Genomic DNA, 13997 nt, shown 5'->3' with positions numbered 1-13997 from the left:
GCATTTATTTTGCATGTTCTAAAACTTCGGAATAGAAATCTTATTTTTGAACGCTATGAAATTCAAAGTCCTCTTTATCTTTTTACTCTTGCCCATCTTTACATTGGCACAAATTCCTTATGAAAAAGCGGAACAACTGATTGAAAAAAAGCAGTTTAAGTCGGCTGTTAATTTGTTGTTGCCTTATGTTGACGAGGATTCAGAGGATATAAAAGCCATTGAGTTATTGGGAGATGCTTATGGTCACCAAAAAAAGTGGGATGAAGCCATTGAACAATATAAAAAATTGGCAACCCTTAAACCAAGTAGCGCCAACTATCATTATAAATACGGTGGTGCTTTGGGTATGAAGGCCTTAAGCATTAGTAAATTTAAGGCAGTCGGAATTATAGGCGATGTAAAACGGGAATTTTTGAAAGCGGCCGAGCTCGACCCCAAACATATTGATGCGCGTTGGGCGTTGGTTGAATTGTACATGTCCTTACCAGGCATTGTTGGTGGTAGCAAATCAAAATCCTTGAAATATGCCAATGAACTTGAAGCTTTGTCTAAAGTCGATGGCTATTTGGCCAAAGGTTATATTTACGAATACGACGATGAACCAGAAAAAGCCGAAGCTTATTACAAAAAAGCCATACAGGTTGGTGGTTCCATCAATTGTTATGAAAAGTTAATCAATCTTTATGAGTCGGAAAAGAAGCCAGATGATGCTATCTCCACCTTGGTCGAAGCTGAGCAAAAGCACCAACGGAATGCCTTGCATTACCAAATTGGGAAAGTGTCTGCCGATTATGGCGTGCAGTTAGACCGTGGTGAGAAATGTCTTTTGGTCTATCTAAAAAATCATTCTGCGGCTGATGGTGTTCCAAAAGAATGGGCCTACTATCGATTGGCACAAATCTATCAGCATAAAAAGAATAAAGACAAAGCACTTCAGTATATCGATAAAGCTTTGGAGCTAAAACACGATTTTAAACAGGCTAAATCAACTAAGTCTGAAATTTTAGCACTTTAGAATTCACTATTTTTGTTATTGCCAAGCTCTATTACAGCTATATTAGCTGTTAAAAATCTATTAAATATTATTAATTAATAGTAATACTATTATATTTGCAATTAATAATTTTAAATCTAATCATCGTATTAGTAAAACTATTGCAGAATGAACAATAACCAACCAATAATGACGCCTTGGCAACGCCTCGTCGGTCTTTTAAAATTAGAACGAAAAGACGTGATCCAAGTCATTTACTATGCTATTTTCTCTGGTTTAGTGGCTTTGACCTTGCCATTGGGAATTCAGGCCATTATCAACTTAATTCAAGGTGCACAGGTTAGTACCTCTTGGATAGTATTGGTAAGTCTGGTAACCTTAGGTGTTGTGTTTGTTGGTATTCTTCAATTGATGCAACTTCGGATTATTGAGAGCATACAACAACGCATTTTTACCAGAGCGTCTTTTGAGTTTACCTATCGTTTTCCCAAAATAAAGATGCAAGAATTGCGTCACTATTACCCGCCTGAGTTGGCGAATCGTTTCTTCGATACGTTAAATATTCAAAAAGGGTTGGCAAAAATTTTAATTGATGTCCCTGCCGCAGTGCTTCAGATTATTTTTGCTTTAATATTATTATCATTCTATCATCCATTTTTCATCGCTTTTGGCATACTATTGCTTTTGCTCATTTACGTGGTTTTTCGTTATACGGCTAAACGTGGTATGGAAACCAGTTTACAGGAATCGAAGCACAAGTATCGTGTCGCGCACTGGATTCAGGAAGTTGCGCGAGCTGTGGTAAGTTTTAAATTATCTGGTCGAACCCGCTTAGCCATCGACAAGAATGATGTTCTGGTAGAAGATTATTTAAAAGCCAGAGAATCACATTTTAAGATTTTGATGCTTCAGTTTATTCAAATGATAGGCTTTAAGGTGATTGTTACTGCCGGACTTTTAATTATTGGTGGCTTGTTGGTTTTAAATCAGGAAATGAACATTGGGCAATTTGTTGCGGCGGAAATCATCATTCTTTTAGTCATCAATTCTGTAGAAAAATTAATTCTTGGACTCGAAGCGTTTTATGATGTATTGACCTCGCTCGAAAAAATGGGTCAGGTCGTGGATAAACCATTAGAAGATCAAGGCGGTGCAAAACCTAAATTTACAGAAGGTTTTAATTTAGAATTTAAAGAAGTCACTTATGAGGTACCAGATAGGGAGACACCAATACTTTCTGACATTAATTTAAGTATCACATCAACTTGTCGCTTATTGATTAAAGGAATTAGTGGTTCCGGAAAGTCGACTCTGTTGCGCCTTATTGCAGGTGTAATAGAGCCTTCAAAAGGCTATGTTTTTGTAAATGAGACTAATCTCAATGCCATTAACCTCAATCATTATCGAGGACACTTAGGCCTTTCGTTAGCCGGAGAAACCCCATTTGAAGGTACAATAAGAGAGAATATCACTTTTGGGAGTAAACATGTTGACGAGACTCGATTAAATTGGGTTATCGATAAAATCGGCTTACGGGATTTTGTAAAAGAAAGCCCTAGAGGGTTAGAAACAGTTTTATATCCTGAAGGAAAGCGTACCTCATTTACTGTTGCCAAGAAATTAATATTAGCCAGAGCGATTCTCAATGAACCAAAAATCTTGATTCTGGAAGATCCTTTAGAGCATTTTGAGCAAGACGAAGCTCAGAAGGTTATTGACTTTTTGTCGGCGCCAGAGCGCCCTTGGGTATTGGTGGTTGTAGGTACTAACAAATCTTGGGAACAACATTGCACTCGTGTTGTAACTTTAGATAATGGTAAACTTATTCAATAAAAAACGATGCTGAATATTTCAAATAATCAACTTCATAAGTCGGTAGATATCACGGATTCCAAATCGGGTCGTTTGGTATTCAACAAAGACTATTACAAGTATTTTAATCGCTTTTTGGGAGCTTTTGCTATCGTTGGGATTATCATACTGTTCTTGCCTTGGACACAAAATATCACGGGTCGTGGTTTGGTTACAACGTTGACGCCAGACCAGCGTCCACAGACCATCCAATCTCAGATTCCCGGCAGAATAGAGCAGTGGTTTGTTCGTGAAGGTGACTATGTAAATAAAGGTGATACTATTCTCCATATTTCTGAAATAAAAAGTGAGTATTTTGACCCTAATCTTCTTGGACGAACAGAACAACAACGTGATGCCAAAGCGCAATCCGTAAGATCCTATGCTTCTAAGGTTAAAGCCTTAGACCGGCAAGTTGGTGCGTTAAGTCAAGAACGTCGTCTAAAGCTGAGTCAGGCTGAAAATAAGTTGATGCAATCAAAGTTGAAGGTGCAGAGCGACAGCATTGATTTAGAAGCAGCAAAAACAAACAAGACTATTGCACAGCGCCAATATGACCGAACGGTGACTTTAGAAAGTGAAGGCTTTAAAGCCACTAGAGATGTTGAAGACAAGCGCTTAAAACTTCAAGAAACCGAGGCGAAATTGATTGCTCAAGAAAACAAGTTATTAGCAAGTAAAAATGACGTTATCAATGCGCAAATAGAGTTGTCCCGAATCAATGCGGAGTATTCCGATAAAATTTCGAAGGCCCAGAGCGATCGATTTACTGCGCAATCGAGTCAGTTTGATACGGAAGCCCAAGTCTCCAAGTTAGATAACGAATATTCCAACTATGAGCGTCGAAACGAGTTAATGTATGTCCGTGCTCCGTATGACGGCTATATCAACAAAGCCATAAAATCCGGGATTGGGCAGACGTTTAAAGAAGGCGAATCCTTGGTAGGCATTATGCCGGCAAAGGTTGATTTGGCCGTAGAAACATTTGTTGAGCCTATTGATTTGCCTTTGTTGCACATTGGTGAAGAAGTCCGTGTTCAGTTTGATGGTTGGCCGGCTATTATATTTTCGGGTTGGCCCAATGTGAGTTATGGAACTTACGGTGCCAAAGTGGTTGCCATTGAGAATTTTATCAGCGATAATGGAAAATTCCGCGTGTTGCTAGCACCAAATTCCGAAGACCATCCTTGGCCGAAAGACATTCGTGCCGGCTCTGGTGCATTTACAATGGCATTGTTAGATGACGTCCCTATTTGGTTTGAGTTATGGCGAAAATTGAATGGTTTTCCACCAAATTATTATCAGCCAGTTTTGGATGAAAAAGCAGCAAATTCTAAGAAATGAAACAGTTGAAATTCTTGTTTTTAGTCTTTGTTGGAACACTCTATGCCCAAACGGAACCATTGACCAATGTGCTTCAGTTTGAAGAGTACATAGCTTACGTTAAAGCTTATCACCCTATTGTAAAGCAGGCCAATTTAGTTATTGATGAAAGCCAAGCAAAACTTTTAAAGTCACGAGGCGCCTTCGACCCAAAAATCGATGTAGATTTCGACAGGAAAAAATTTAAAGGCACAGAATATTTCGATAGATTAAACGCTACCTTTAAAGTCCCAACGTGGTACGGGATAGAACTCAAGGCTAATTTTGAAGAAAATACAGGTGAGTTTTTAAATCCAGAAGCCAATGTTCCAATTGACGGTTTGTACTCTGCTGGAGTTAGTGTTTCCGCCGCACGAGATTTATTGATTAACGACCGAATGGCGGCTTTAAAACAGGCCAAATTATACAGGGAACAAGCCAAAGCAGATCGCGATATTTTGGTCAATACCATTTTGTACGAAGCCTCTTTGGTCTACTTTAATTGGTTGCAAGCCTACCGAGAAAATCTGGTGTTTCAAACAGTATTACAAAATGCCCAACAACGTTTCGAAGGGGTAAAGCGTAACGTTGAAGTAGGCGAGAACGCCGCCATAGATTCTATTGAAGCCCGCATTGCAGTCAATAGTCGGTTGTTGGGCGTAGAGCAAACCCGGATTAAGTTTTTAAAGTCACGATTGGAATTATCCAACTATCTATGGTTAGAAAATAATATCCCTTTAGAATTACAAGACGATGTTATTCCACAAGTGGAAAGCGGTGCAAGTATCGATAACGCCTTTAATTTTGAAACTTTGCAACGTGATTTTCTAAATCTCGAAGAACACCCTAAACTTCAGAGTTTGGACTATAAACTTCAAAACCTTGAAGTTGAAGAACGTTTGAAAACCAACAACCTGTTGCCTCGGGTAGACTTGCAATATAACTTTTTGTCGACGACGCCAGATATCGCTAGGAGTTTTAATACTGCAGAATATAAAGCAGGTGTTAACATACGCGTACCTTTATTCCTAAGAAAGGAGCGAGGTGATTTACGCTTAGCAAAAATAAAAGTTCAGGATACGGAGTTCGAAATTGATGCAACCCGGGTTAATCTATCTAATCAAATAGACGCTATTGTTCAGGAGTTGGAATCCTACGAAATACAGAATCGGATTAACGGTCAAATGGTCGATGATTACACGTTGATGCTAACGGCGGAAGAACGGAAATTCCAACTCGGCGAAAGTTCTTTGTTTTTGGTCAACTCGCGTGAATCTAAATTTATTGATGGTCAATTAAAAGCTATCGAACTTCAGAATAAATTCTTTAAGACCAAAGCAAAGTTGTTTAAGACCTTGGCGATTAATCCTGAATAAAATAAGCCTCATTATCCAGCGGACACATTATAAAGAGTTGATTTTTGGAATTTAGGGATTGGCGCTTGGAATTTCCCACTGGTAGAATGATATTTGTTACATGAACGTACATTTTATAGCAATAGGCGGTGCGGCCATGCACAATCTCGCTATTGCATTACACAATAAAGGTTACAAGGTCACGGGTAGTGACGATACTATTTTTGATCCGTCAAAATCAAGATTGGAAGCCAAAGGTTTACTACCTGAAGTATTTGGCTGGTTTCCAGAGAAAATCTCGTCAGACTTAGACGCCATCGTTTTGGGAATGCATGCTAAGGCCGATAATCCAGAATTGCTCAAAGCCCAAGAATTAGACTTGAAAATCTACAGTTACCCTGAATTTCTGTACGAACAAGCCAAAGATAAAACCCGTGTCGTTATTGGCGGAAGCCACGGAAAAACAACAATTACTTCTATGATTTTGCATGTGATGCATTATCATGAAAGGGACGTGGACTATATGGTCGGTGCCCAGCTTGAAGGTTTTGATGTGATGGTAAAACTTACGGAAGACAATGATTTTATAGTATTGGAAGGCGATGAATATTTGAGTTCTCCTATTGACCGTCGTCCAAAATTTCATTTATACAAACCGAATATAGCTCTACTCAGTGGTATTGCTTGGGATCATATTAACGTCTTCCCAACGTATGAGAATTATGTAGAGCAGTTTAGCATTTTTGTGGACTCTATAGTACGTGGCGGTAGCATCAACTATAACGAAGAAGATGCTGAGGTCAAACGGGTGGTGGAAGCTTCGGAAAATCAAATTAGAAAGATTCCGTATACGACACCAGATTATTCGGTTGAAGATGGTGAAACCTTCTTGGAAACTCCAGATGGCCCAATGCCGATCGAGGTTTTTGGTACACACAATTTAAATAATTTGGCTGGAGCTAAATGGATTTGCCAGCACATGGGTATTGACGAAGAGGATTTTTATGAAGCTATTGCTACATTTAAAGGCGCAAGCAAGCGTTTGGAAAAAATTGCGGAGACCAAAACAGCTGTCGCCTATAAGGATTTTGCACATTCGCCGAGCAAGGTAAAAGCAACAACTGAAGCTTTAAAACAGCAATTTCCTGATAGAGATTTGGTCGCCTGTTTAGAGTTGCACACGTATTCTAGCCTTAACGCTGAATTTTTGAAACAATACAAAGGCGCATTGGATGCTGCTGACAAAGCCGTAGTATTTTATTCACCACATGCGGTTGAAATTAAAAAATTGGAAACCATCACGCATCAACAAATCGCAGAAGCTTTTGAGCGAGACGATTTAATCATCTATACCAATCCAGACGATTTTAAGGATTTTCTTTTTTCCGAAAACTTGAAGGATAAGTCTCTACTCTTAATGAGTTCTGGGAATTATGGCGGTTTGGATTTTGGGGAGGTTGAGGGATTGATTCAGTAATTTTGAAAAAACTGAATATTGCAATTAAAATATAGGTAAGACTCTAATTTTGAAATAATTCAATTCAATTTTCGTTCTAGATTCAGAATCAATTTAACCTAACCAACTTTATATGCAATATCCAACCAAACATTTTAGTGTTCTAAGTATATGCTTAATAATCTTTATTGGGTTTATTCATATGTCATGTTCATCGTCCGATGATGTAAGTCCTGAAGAAAACCCTGAAATCAATTTTTATGCTTTGGCTGTAGGAAACAGTTGGGTGTATACTAATTTGAGGTATAACATTAATACTCAAGAATACGTCGAAACAAACGTAGTGGATTCGGTTAGTATCGTGAATAAAGAGCTTGTAGACGGAGAAGTGTTCTTTCGATTTCGAACAAAGACCACAGGAAATGCTAATGATCATCCCTTCGCCAATTCAAACGGTGAAGAGTTTGAATTACTGCGAGATTCTACGGGATATTTAATTAGGCCAGATGGCAGTGTGAAATTTACAAACAATAATTTTACGCCGAGGGTGATTTTTGAAGAAAGCTTCGGGCTTATTTATGATGAGCTTATTTCAAACCAAGAAACTGTAATGGTTGGGGCTGGAGAATTTGAAAGTTCTTACATGCAACGTTATGCCATTTTTAATGACGGACAACGCTCAAACGCAACGGACCACTTTTATTACTCTTATGGTGTAGGTTTAATCTATGAAACCATCTCTTTTATTTCGATTGAAAACCCAATCGGTATCAAAACCTTGGCATCTTACAGATTAGCTGATTAACTTAAAACACCCTATCCAAAAACGCCTTTATACTTTCCTGATTAGCCCGTAATAATTCCTCCCGCGCCGCTCTAATATCCTTAGGATTTTTGTCTTGCGAGAGTTTAAATTTGCCTTCCAAATCGGTAATCTCTATTTCAAACATTTCAATATAATCGAGATTTCGATCCATACGAGGATTGTCTGGTTCTAAAATGTATTTATGTTCTGGAGCTTCTAGGAATTCGGTCATCGTAATCAGGGATTGCTTTAAAGCGTCTTTGCTTTCAATCGCGGTGACCTTTCCTTTGAGATGTACTCGAATGTAGTTCCATGTTGGTAGCTGTATTGTGGTGTAGACACTCGGAGAAATGTAACATTGCGGGCCATAAAACAATACCGTAATGTCGTTTCCTCCTTTAAGGAGTTTGGCTTGCGGATTGTAAATATCAATGTGGCCTATGAGTTTACCGTCACCCCAAATCAATGGTAAATGAGTAATTAAAGGTTCATTATCTTTTACAGAAATAATGGTCGCTAATGGATAGGTTTTTATGACTTCTATGAGATGATCTTTATTGTCCTCTTGGTGTTTTGGCGGTGGATACAACGTGATTTGCGATTTACAATATTTGACTTCTGATTTTTTATGTGGGAATCCTATCAAACCCCAAACTGTCTCAAGTGGTGGTCTAGATGTTTGTATTGCATTCGTCCCCATTGGTCTTTGGTCAGTTTTCCAAAAGTAGGATGATCTTGCCATTCCTCTCGTTGGCGTTGACTGTAGAGTTCATTGAGAAGTCGCAATAACTCTTGCTTTTCCGTATTAAAATCTTTGTCTTCAGTAACTCTAAAATTAGGCATTGTTGGCAAGTTTTTTCGCCATAATTTATCACTGTACATGGCTTTCTTAAAAAAGGTTTTTGCTAGCCAATTGGGTTTTAGACCGTAATCTTTGGTCTGGAGTATGACGTTTAGTGGTATTTGACAATGATGAACCATTTGTCCCGCATTCATCTGTCCCCAGCCAGGTTTCATATCTGCATTTAGTTTTTGAATACGCGTTGTAATTTCTTCATGCGCGCCCTCGTCGAAATAAGATTTAATCATACTAATGGAATTATACAATTTTACCGTTGCTGAAATTTACAATTTTTTATCTTTAGCTTATGGCAGAAAAACCGAATTCATTTTCCATAAAACATTGGTCGCAAGACGATCAGCCTCGCGAGAAATTACGAGACAAAGGCAAAGCCGTTTTGAGCGATGCGGAATTAATTGCTATCATCATTGGTTCGGGGAATAGAGAGGAAAGTGCAGTTGGACTCTCACAACGTATTTTGGCTGATGTAGATCATAAACTGAATGCTTTGGGGAAATTGTCCCTTAAACAACTTATGGCTTATAAAGGGATTGGCGAGGCAAAGGCCATAACCATTTCTGCGGCGTTAGAGTTAGGTCGTAGACGTCGTTTAGAGGAGAGCGAAGTACAAGCTAAGATATCTTCAAGTCGTTCTGTTTTTGACATCATGCAACCCATTTTAGGTGAACTGCCACACGAAGAATTTTGGATACTTTATCTTAATAATTCAAATAAAGTACTCAAGAAAACACAACTTAGTAAAGGTGGCATAACAGGGACTTTAGTCGATGTAAGATTGGTCTTAAAAACGGCCATTGAAGAAGGCGCCGTTGCTTTAATCTTGGCGCACAACCATCCTTCAGGAACCTTAAAACCAAGCAAGGCCGATAAGGATATCACACAAAAATTAAAAAATGCTGCACTTCAATTAGATATCAATGTTTTGGATCACCTTATCGTAACAGAGAAAAGTTATTTCAGCTTTGCGGATGAAGGGCTTTTGTAGATTGTACTTAAATTCCAAATAACCCAGCCCAAACACAGTTTAGAATAAAACCCAAGATATCTAAGTTTGGTGATTGAATTTCTTAATTTAGTTTTTTGGAATTTCCCCTTTCATGTTACTTGTATATACCCATAAAATAACGCCAAGATTAACCTATACGTTTAAGCACATCTGCAAACGTATTTTGGGGATTGACGTTGGGTTCACCTCTAAAGTTGAGGATTTTATTGCGCACAACAGTTTAAAGATGTCTTACACCAAGCAACCGCTGAGTAATGAGATTTTTGTAAAAACTAACGAGTTGTTATTTGAGCAAGGGTTGTCAGACGTCGATATTAATGTTCAAGATTGGGAGGACACCAAAGGTTTTTTTCCTACTGGTGAACGGAGTCAATTGCCTTACGATATTTTTGCGGCAACATTCTATCTTATTTCAAGATACGAGGAATATCTGCCACAAGTTAGAGATGATTACGGACGTTTTATGGCTTCAGAAAGTTTGGCCAAGAAAAATGGATTTTTGGATCAGCCTGTGGTGGACATTTGGGCCTATAAATTCAAGACTGTATTACAAGAGCGTTTCCCCGAGTTTCAATTTCCAGTAAGAACCTATAAAATAGAGCCTATAATCGATGTGCCTACAGCATTTCATTTTAAGCAAAAAGGCTTCTTAAGAACCGTTGGAGGCTCATTTAGCGACCTCGTCCGATTTAGATTCAGGGATTTATATCAACGCTTATCAGTGCTCTTCGGTTTTAAACGAGACCCTTACGATACCTTTAAATGGATTATTAATCGCCAGAAGAAAAGCCCGTTTAAGTTTAAGGTTTTTTTTCTAATAGGCGCTTATTCTACTTACGATAAAAACATAAGTATTACCAAGAAGAAATTTGTGTCGCTGATAAAATCCGTCGGTGACTATTGTACGGTTGGGTTAAAGGCTTCCTTTTTTGCTTTGGACAATATGAAGATTTTAAAATCCGAAAAACAGAAAATGGAAGCGGTGACCAATCTCGATTTGATTGCCGTTAGAAACTCATTTTCAAAATTAAATCTTCCAAAGACCTACAGAAACCTTTTGGAATTGGAAATTATGGAAGACTACACCATGGGTTATGTTAACGAACTTGGGTTTAGGGCGGGGACGTGCACACCATTTCAGTTTTATGATTTAGATTATGAAGTGCAGACACCCTTACGCGTACATCCTTATCACATGATGGATTATGCCTTGCTAAAACACAATTCACAGTTAGACCGTACGGAGCATTTAGAACGGTTTATCGAAAAAATAAAGGCGGTTAATGGTACATTTACACCAGTGTTTCATAATTATTCCTTCGGAAATCATATACGTTGGAAAGGCTTTCGAAAACTATTCAACCTAATTTTAGAATCGGCAAATGACTGATACCATAAGACACGTATTTTTTGATTTGGACCATACCCTTTGGGATTTTGAAAAAAACTCAGGATTGACGTTCGATTTTATTTTTAAAAAGCATAATGTGGGCATTGGGCTTCCTGAATTTTTAGAGGTGTATGAACCCATAAATTTCAAATATTGGAAATTGTACCGTGAAGAGAGAATCGACAAACCGAACTTGCGCTATGGAAGATTAAAGGATGCCTTTGATGCCTTGCATTTTGAAGTCAGCGATAATCTTATTCATAATTTATCGGAAGATTATATAAAGCATCTAGGGGATTACAATCATTTGTTTGACGGTACGGAAGACATTCTTAAATACCTTCAAGATAAATACACACTTCATATCATAACCAACGGATTCGAAGAGATTCAAGAGAAAAAAATGACGACATCCAACATTCGACATTATTTTAAAACTGTTACAAATTCTGAAATGGTCGGCGTAAAAAAGCCCAATCCAAAAATATTTAATTTTGCATTAGATTTGGCCAATGCCAAAACGCACGAAAGTATAATGATTGGTGATAATCTTGAAGCTGACATACAAGGCGCCGCCAATGTTGGAATGAAGACAATTCTGTTTGATTATACCAAAAAGTATGATAATGCCAGCTATGATAAGATTAATAAACTAAGTGCTTTGGCGCAGTATTTGTAAACTAAAGGAAAAATTCAAAATGAAAAAAATCATTCTTATTGCCATATGCCTTTTAAGTGTTAAAGGGTTTTCTCAAAAAAGCATCAATGATTACCAATATTTGATATTGCCCCTTCAATATGATTTTTTAAAAGGTAAGGATCAATATCGTCTCAATTCGTTAACACGCTATCTATTCAAAGAAGAAGGATTTACTGTATTTTTTGATGAAGAGCAACTTCCAGAAGATCTCTTTAAAGATCGCTGCAAGGCTATGTACGGAAATGTTAAAAAGGTGAAAGGAGGTTTTTTAAAGACGAACTTACAAATTGAAATCAAAGATTGTTTTGGTAATCTCATTGTTGAATCTGATTTAGGGAGTACCAAGGAAAAACAATTTGATAAAGCCTATGCTATTGCCTTAAAAAAAGCCTTTGAAACTTTAAAATATTTAGAATATAGATATGAGCCGAGAGTTGCTGAGGACGTTGTAGTAAATTCGACCACAGCTTCAGAAGCTACCAATGCCGAAGCCAAAGAGGCAGAGTTAAAAAGACTTCAAAAGGAAGTAGAAGAACTGAAGCTTGAAAAAGAAAAAGTAGCCAAAGAAGAAGCTGAAGCTAAAAAGCAGGCCGAATTAAAAGCTAATAAAGAACAAGATCAAGCCAAGAAAAAGATGGACGATCTTAGACGTGAGGCCGAAATGATTGTAGAAGAAAAACAAGATGTAAAATCAGAAGTATCCAAGACTTCGGATTTACTCTATGCCCAAGAAATAGAAGGTGGTTATCAGTTGGTAGATTCAGAACCAAAGAAAGTCATGATTCTTTTAAAAACCGCTGCGCCTGATGTTTACAGTGTCAAAGGAAAAGATGCTATTGTATTTAAGGAAGACGGTAATTGGGTTTATTCCGAAAATACGGGAACTTCAAAAATCAAGAAGAATTTAAACATTAAATTCTAGTAGCCGTATTTGTCTTTCCAAAGGGTTTTGAGGTATTGACGCTGGCTTAATTCGCGTTGATTGTTTCCTGGTTCGTATAATCTTGTGTTGGAAATTTCTTCGGGTAAAAACTCTTGCGCGGCAAAGTTGTTATCGTAGCTGTGTGAATATTTATATTCGTCACCGTAACCCAACTCTTTCATCAATTTTGTCGGAGCATTACGTAAGCCTAATGGCACAGATAAATCACCGGTTTGTTTTACCAATTGTTGTGCTTTTCCTATGGCTTCGTATGCCGCATTGCTTTTTGGAGAACTTGCTAAATAGGTGGCACACTGACTGAGGATAATCCGTGATTCTGGATTTCCGATTACTGATACTGCCTGAAATGTACTATTGGCCATAACCAAAGCCGTTGGGTTGGCATTACCAATATCTTCACTCGCCAAAATCAACATACGCCTTGCAATGAATTTTACATCCTCACCGCCCTCAATCATACGTGCTAAATAATAGACAGCGGCATTTGGATCACTTCCTCTTATGGATTTAATAAAGGCTGAAATGATATCATAATGCTGCTCACCAGTTTTATCATAGCGTACCGTATTTTGTTGTACTCGTTTTGTGACTTCTTCGTCGGTGATTATAATATCGTCACCTTCAAATGAGGCGACAATCAATTCAAAAATATTGAGCAATTTGCGTGCATCTCCACCAGATAACCGCAACAAAGCTGAAGTCTCTTTTAAGATGATATTCTTGGTTTTGAGAATATCATCTTCTGTCATGGCGCGCTCTAAAAGTTGTTCTAAATCAGCTTTAGAAAACGAATCCAAAACATAGACTTGACAACGGGATAGGAGGGCAGGTATAACCTCAAAACTTGGATTTTCCGTAGTTGCGCCGATGAGCGTGACCCAACCTTTTTCAACAGCTTCTAACAACGAGTCTTGCTGTGACTTGCTAAAGCGATGAATCTCGTCAATAAACAATAACGGATTTTTAGCCGTAAAGAGGCCTCCACTTTTTTTTGCCTTATCTATGACTTCTCTAATATCTTTTACACCAGAGTTAATAGCACTTAGCTTAAAAAAAGGACGGTCAGATTCATTAGCAATAATATGAGCCAAAGTCGTCTTTCCAATTCCGGGCGGTCCCCAGAAAATCATAGATGGTATGACACCTTTTTTTATTTGCTGGTACAGACTGCCATCCTTACCCACCAAGTGGGTTTGGCTAAGGTATGCGTCTAGGGTTTTCGGTCTAAGGCGTTCTGCCAATGGCGTATTCATAGTTCAAAATTACGAAAAGC

13 protein-coding genes are annotated in these 13997 nt (G+C 38.1%); 10 read left to right on the top strand and 3 right to left on the bottom strand.

What is annotated here, in order from left to right; genetic code table 11:
- Window positions 1-55 precede the first annotated feature (55 nt).
- The 6 genes from ACFOSX_RS14630 to ACFOSX_RS14605 all read left to right on the top strand — a co-directional run bounded on the left by ACFOSX_RS14630 (window position 56) and on the right by ACFOSX_RS14605 (window position 7823).
- Entirely contained in the window at window positions 56-1015 is a 960-nt protein-coding gene (locus ACFOSX_RS14630) for a tetratricopeptide repeat protein (protein WP_386102894.1), read from the top strand.
- A 147-nt stretch (window positions 1016-1162) separates the two neighbouring features.
- The gene (locus tag ACFOSX_RS14625; protein ID WP_386102891.1) at window positions 1163-2827 is read left to right on the top strand and encodes a peptidase domain-containing ABC transporter; all 1665 of its coding nucleotides are present in this window, start codon (window positions 1163-1165) and stop codon (window positions 2825-2827) included.
- Between the two features lie 6 nt (window positions 2828-2833).
- Window positions 2834-4189 (top strand): HlyD family secretion protein, encoded by a 1356-nt coding sequence (locus ACFOSX_RS14620; protein WP_386102888.1) that lies wholly within the window; start codon window positions 2834-2836, stop codon window positions 4187-4189.
- Complete coding sequence (locus ACFOSX_RS14615; RefSeq protein ID WP_386102885.1) at window positions 4186-5583, top strand: TolC family protein; 1398 nt, start codon at window positions 4186-4188, stop codon at window positions 5581-5583. Before ACFOSX_RS14620 ends, ACFOSX_RS14615 begins: the two co-directional genes overlap by 4 nt.
- A 100-nt stretch (window positions 5584-5683) precedes the next feature.
- Window positions 5684-7039, top strand: a complete 1356-nt coding sequence (locus ACFOSX_RS14610; RefSeq protein ID WP_386102882.1) for a UDP-N-acetylmuramate--L-alanine ligase — start codon at window positions 5684-5686, stop codon at window positions 7037-7039.
- A 112-nt stretch (window positions 7040-7151) separates the two neighbouring features.
- Window positions 7152-7823, top strand: a complete 672-nt coding sequence (locus ACFOSX_RS14605; protein ID WP_386102879.1) for a hypothetical protein — start codon at window positions 7152-7154, stop codon at window positions 7821-7823.
- A gap of 1 nt (window position 7824) precedes the next feature.
- On the opposite strand, the gene ACFOSX_RS14600 is transcribed toward ACFOSX_RS14605, so the two are convergent.
- Together ACFOSX_RS14600 and ACFOSX_RS14595 are read right to left on the bottom strand one after the other, a co-directional pair.
- Entirely contained in the window at window positions 7825-8469 is a 645-nt protein-coding gene (locus ACFOSX_RS14600) for an FMN-binding negative transcriptional regulator (protein WP_386102876.1), read from the bottom strand.
- The gene (locus tag ACFOSX_RS14595) at window positions 8466-8912 is read right to left on the bottom strand and encodes a DUF1569 domain-containing protein (RefSeq protein WP_386102873.1); all 447 of its coding nucleotides are present in this window, start codon (window positions 8910-8912) and stop codon (window positions 8466-8468) included. The genes ACFOSX_RS14600 and ACFOSX_RS14595 overlap by 4 nt, the downstream gene beginning before the upstream one ends.
- A 59-nt stretch (window positions 8913-8971) precedes the next feature.
- Here ACFOSX_RS14595 and radC point away from each other — a divergent pair, with 59 nt between their 5' ends.
- The 4 genes from radC to ACFOSX_RS14575 all read left to right on the top strand — a co-directional run bounded on the left by radC (window position 8972) and on the right by ACFOSX_RS14575 (window position 12703).
- Window positions 8972-9670, top strand: coding sequence for a RadC family protein (radC, locus tag ACFOSX_RS14590; RefSeq protein WP_386102870.1), 699 nt, complete (start codon window positions 8972-8974; stop codon window positions 9668-9670).
- 112 nt (window positions 9671-9782) lie between these two features.
- A complete protein-coding gene (locus tag ACFOSX_RS14585) occupies window positions 9783-11081 on the top strand; it encodes a polysaccharide deacetylase family protein (protein WP_386102867.1) in 1299 nt (432 codons plus the stop codon).
- The gene (locus tag ACFOSX_RS14580; RefSeq protein WP_386102864.1) at window positions 11074-11760 is read left to right on the top strand and encodes a YjjG family noncanonical pyrimidine nucleotidase; all 687 of its coding nucleotides are present in this window, start codon (window positions 11074-11076) and stop codon (window positions 11758-11760) included. The genes ACFOSX_RS14585 and ACFOSX_RS14580 overlap by 8 nt, the downstream gene beginning before the upstream one ends.
- Before the next feature lie 19 nt (window positions 11761-11779).
- Entirely contained in the window at window positions 11780-12703 is a 924-nt protein-coding gene (locus tag ACFOSX_RS14575; protein ID WP_386102861.1) for a hypothetical protein, read from the top strand.
- Here ACFOSX_RS14575 and ACFOSX_RS14570 read toward each other — a convergent pair.
- Window positions 12700-13977 (bottom strand): replication-associated recombination protein A, encoded by a 1278-nt coding sequence (locus tag ACFOSX_RS14570; RefSeq protein ID WP_386102858.1) that lies wholly within the window; start codon window positions 13975-13977, stop codon window positions 12700-12702. The two genes, ACFOSX_RS14575 and ACFOSX_RS14570, sit on opposite strands and share 4 nt — an antisense overlap.
- Window positions 13978-13997: the final 20 nt, after the last annotated feature.

It is taken from the genome of Winogradskyella maritima (assembly GCF_042650215.1).
Taxonomy (GTDB): Bacteria; Bacteroidota; Bacteroidia; order Flavobacteriales; family Flavobacteriaceae; genus Winogradskyella; species Winogradskyella maritima.
The sequence above is the reverse complement of the archived record's forward strand: the minus strand, read 5'-3'. Positions and strand labels throughout refer to the sequence as shown.

Coding starts and splice junctions, on each gene's coding strand:
- ACFOSX_RS14630 (WP_386102894.1), top strand. CDS start 56: ATGAAATTCAAAGTCCTCTTTATCTTTTTACTCTTGCCCATCTTTACA.
- ACFOSX_RS14625 (WP_386102891.1), top strand. CDS start 1,163: ATGAACAATAACCAACCAATAATGACGCCTTGGCAACGCCTCGTCGGT.
- ACFOSX_RS14620 (WP_386102888.1), top strand. CDS start 2,834: ATGCTGAATATTTCAAATAATCAACTTCATAAGTCGGTAGATATCACG.
- ACFOSX_RS14615 (WP_386102885.1), top strand. CDS start 4,186: ATGAAACAGTTGAAATTCTTGTTTTTAGTCTTTGTTGGAACACTCTAT.
- ACFOSX_RS14610 (WP_386102882.1), top strand. CDS start 5,684: ATGAACGTACATTTTATAGCAATAGGCGGTGCGGCCATGCACAATCTC.
- ACFOSX_RS14605 (WP_386102879.1), top strand. CDS start 7,152: ATGCAATATCCAACCAAACATTTTAGTGTTCTAAGTATATGCTTAATA.
- ACFOSX_RS14595 (WP_386102873.1), bottom strand. CDS start 8,912: ATGATTAAATCTTATTTCGACGAGGGCGCGCATGAAGAAATTACAACG.
- radC (WP_386102870.1), top strand. CDS start 8,972: ATGGCAGAAAAACCGAATTCATTTTCCATAAAACATTGGTCGCAAGAC.
- ACFOSX_RS14585 (WP_386102867.1), top strand. CDS start 9,783: ATGTTACTTGTATATACCCATAAAATAACGCCAAGATTAACCTATACG.
- ACFOSX_RS14580 (WP_386102864.1), top strand. CDS start 11,074: ATGACTGATACCATAAGACACGTATTTTTTGATTTGGACCATACCCTT.
- ACFOSX_RS14575 (WP_386102861.1), top strand. CDS start 11,780: ATGAAAAAAATCATTCTTATTGCCATATGCCTTTTAAGTGTTAAAGGG.
- ACFOSX_RS14570 (WP_386102858.1), bottom strand. CDS start 13,977: ATGAATACGCCATTGGCAGAACGCCTTAGACCGAAAACCCTAGACGCA.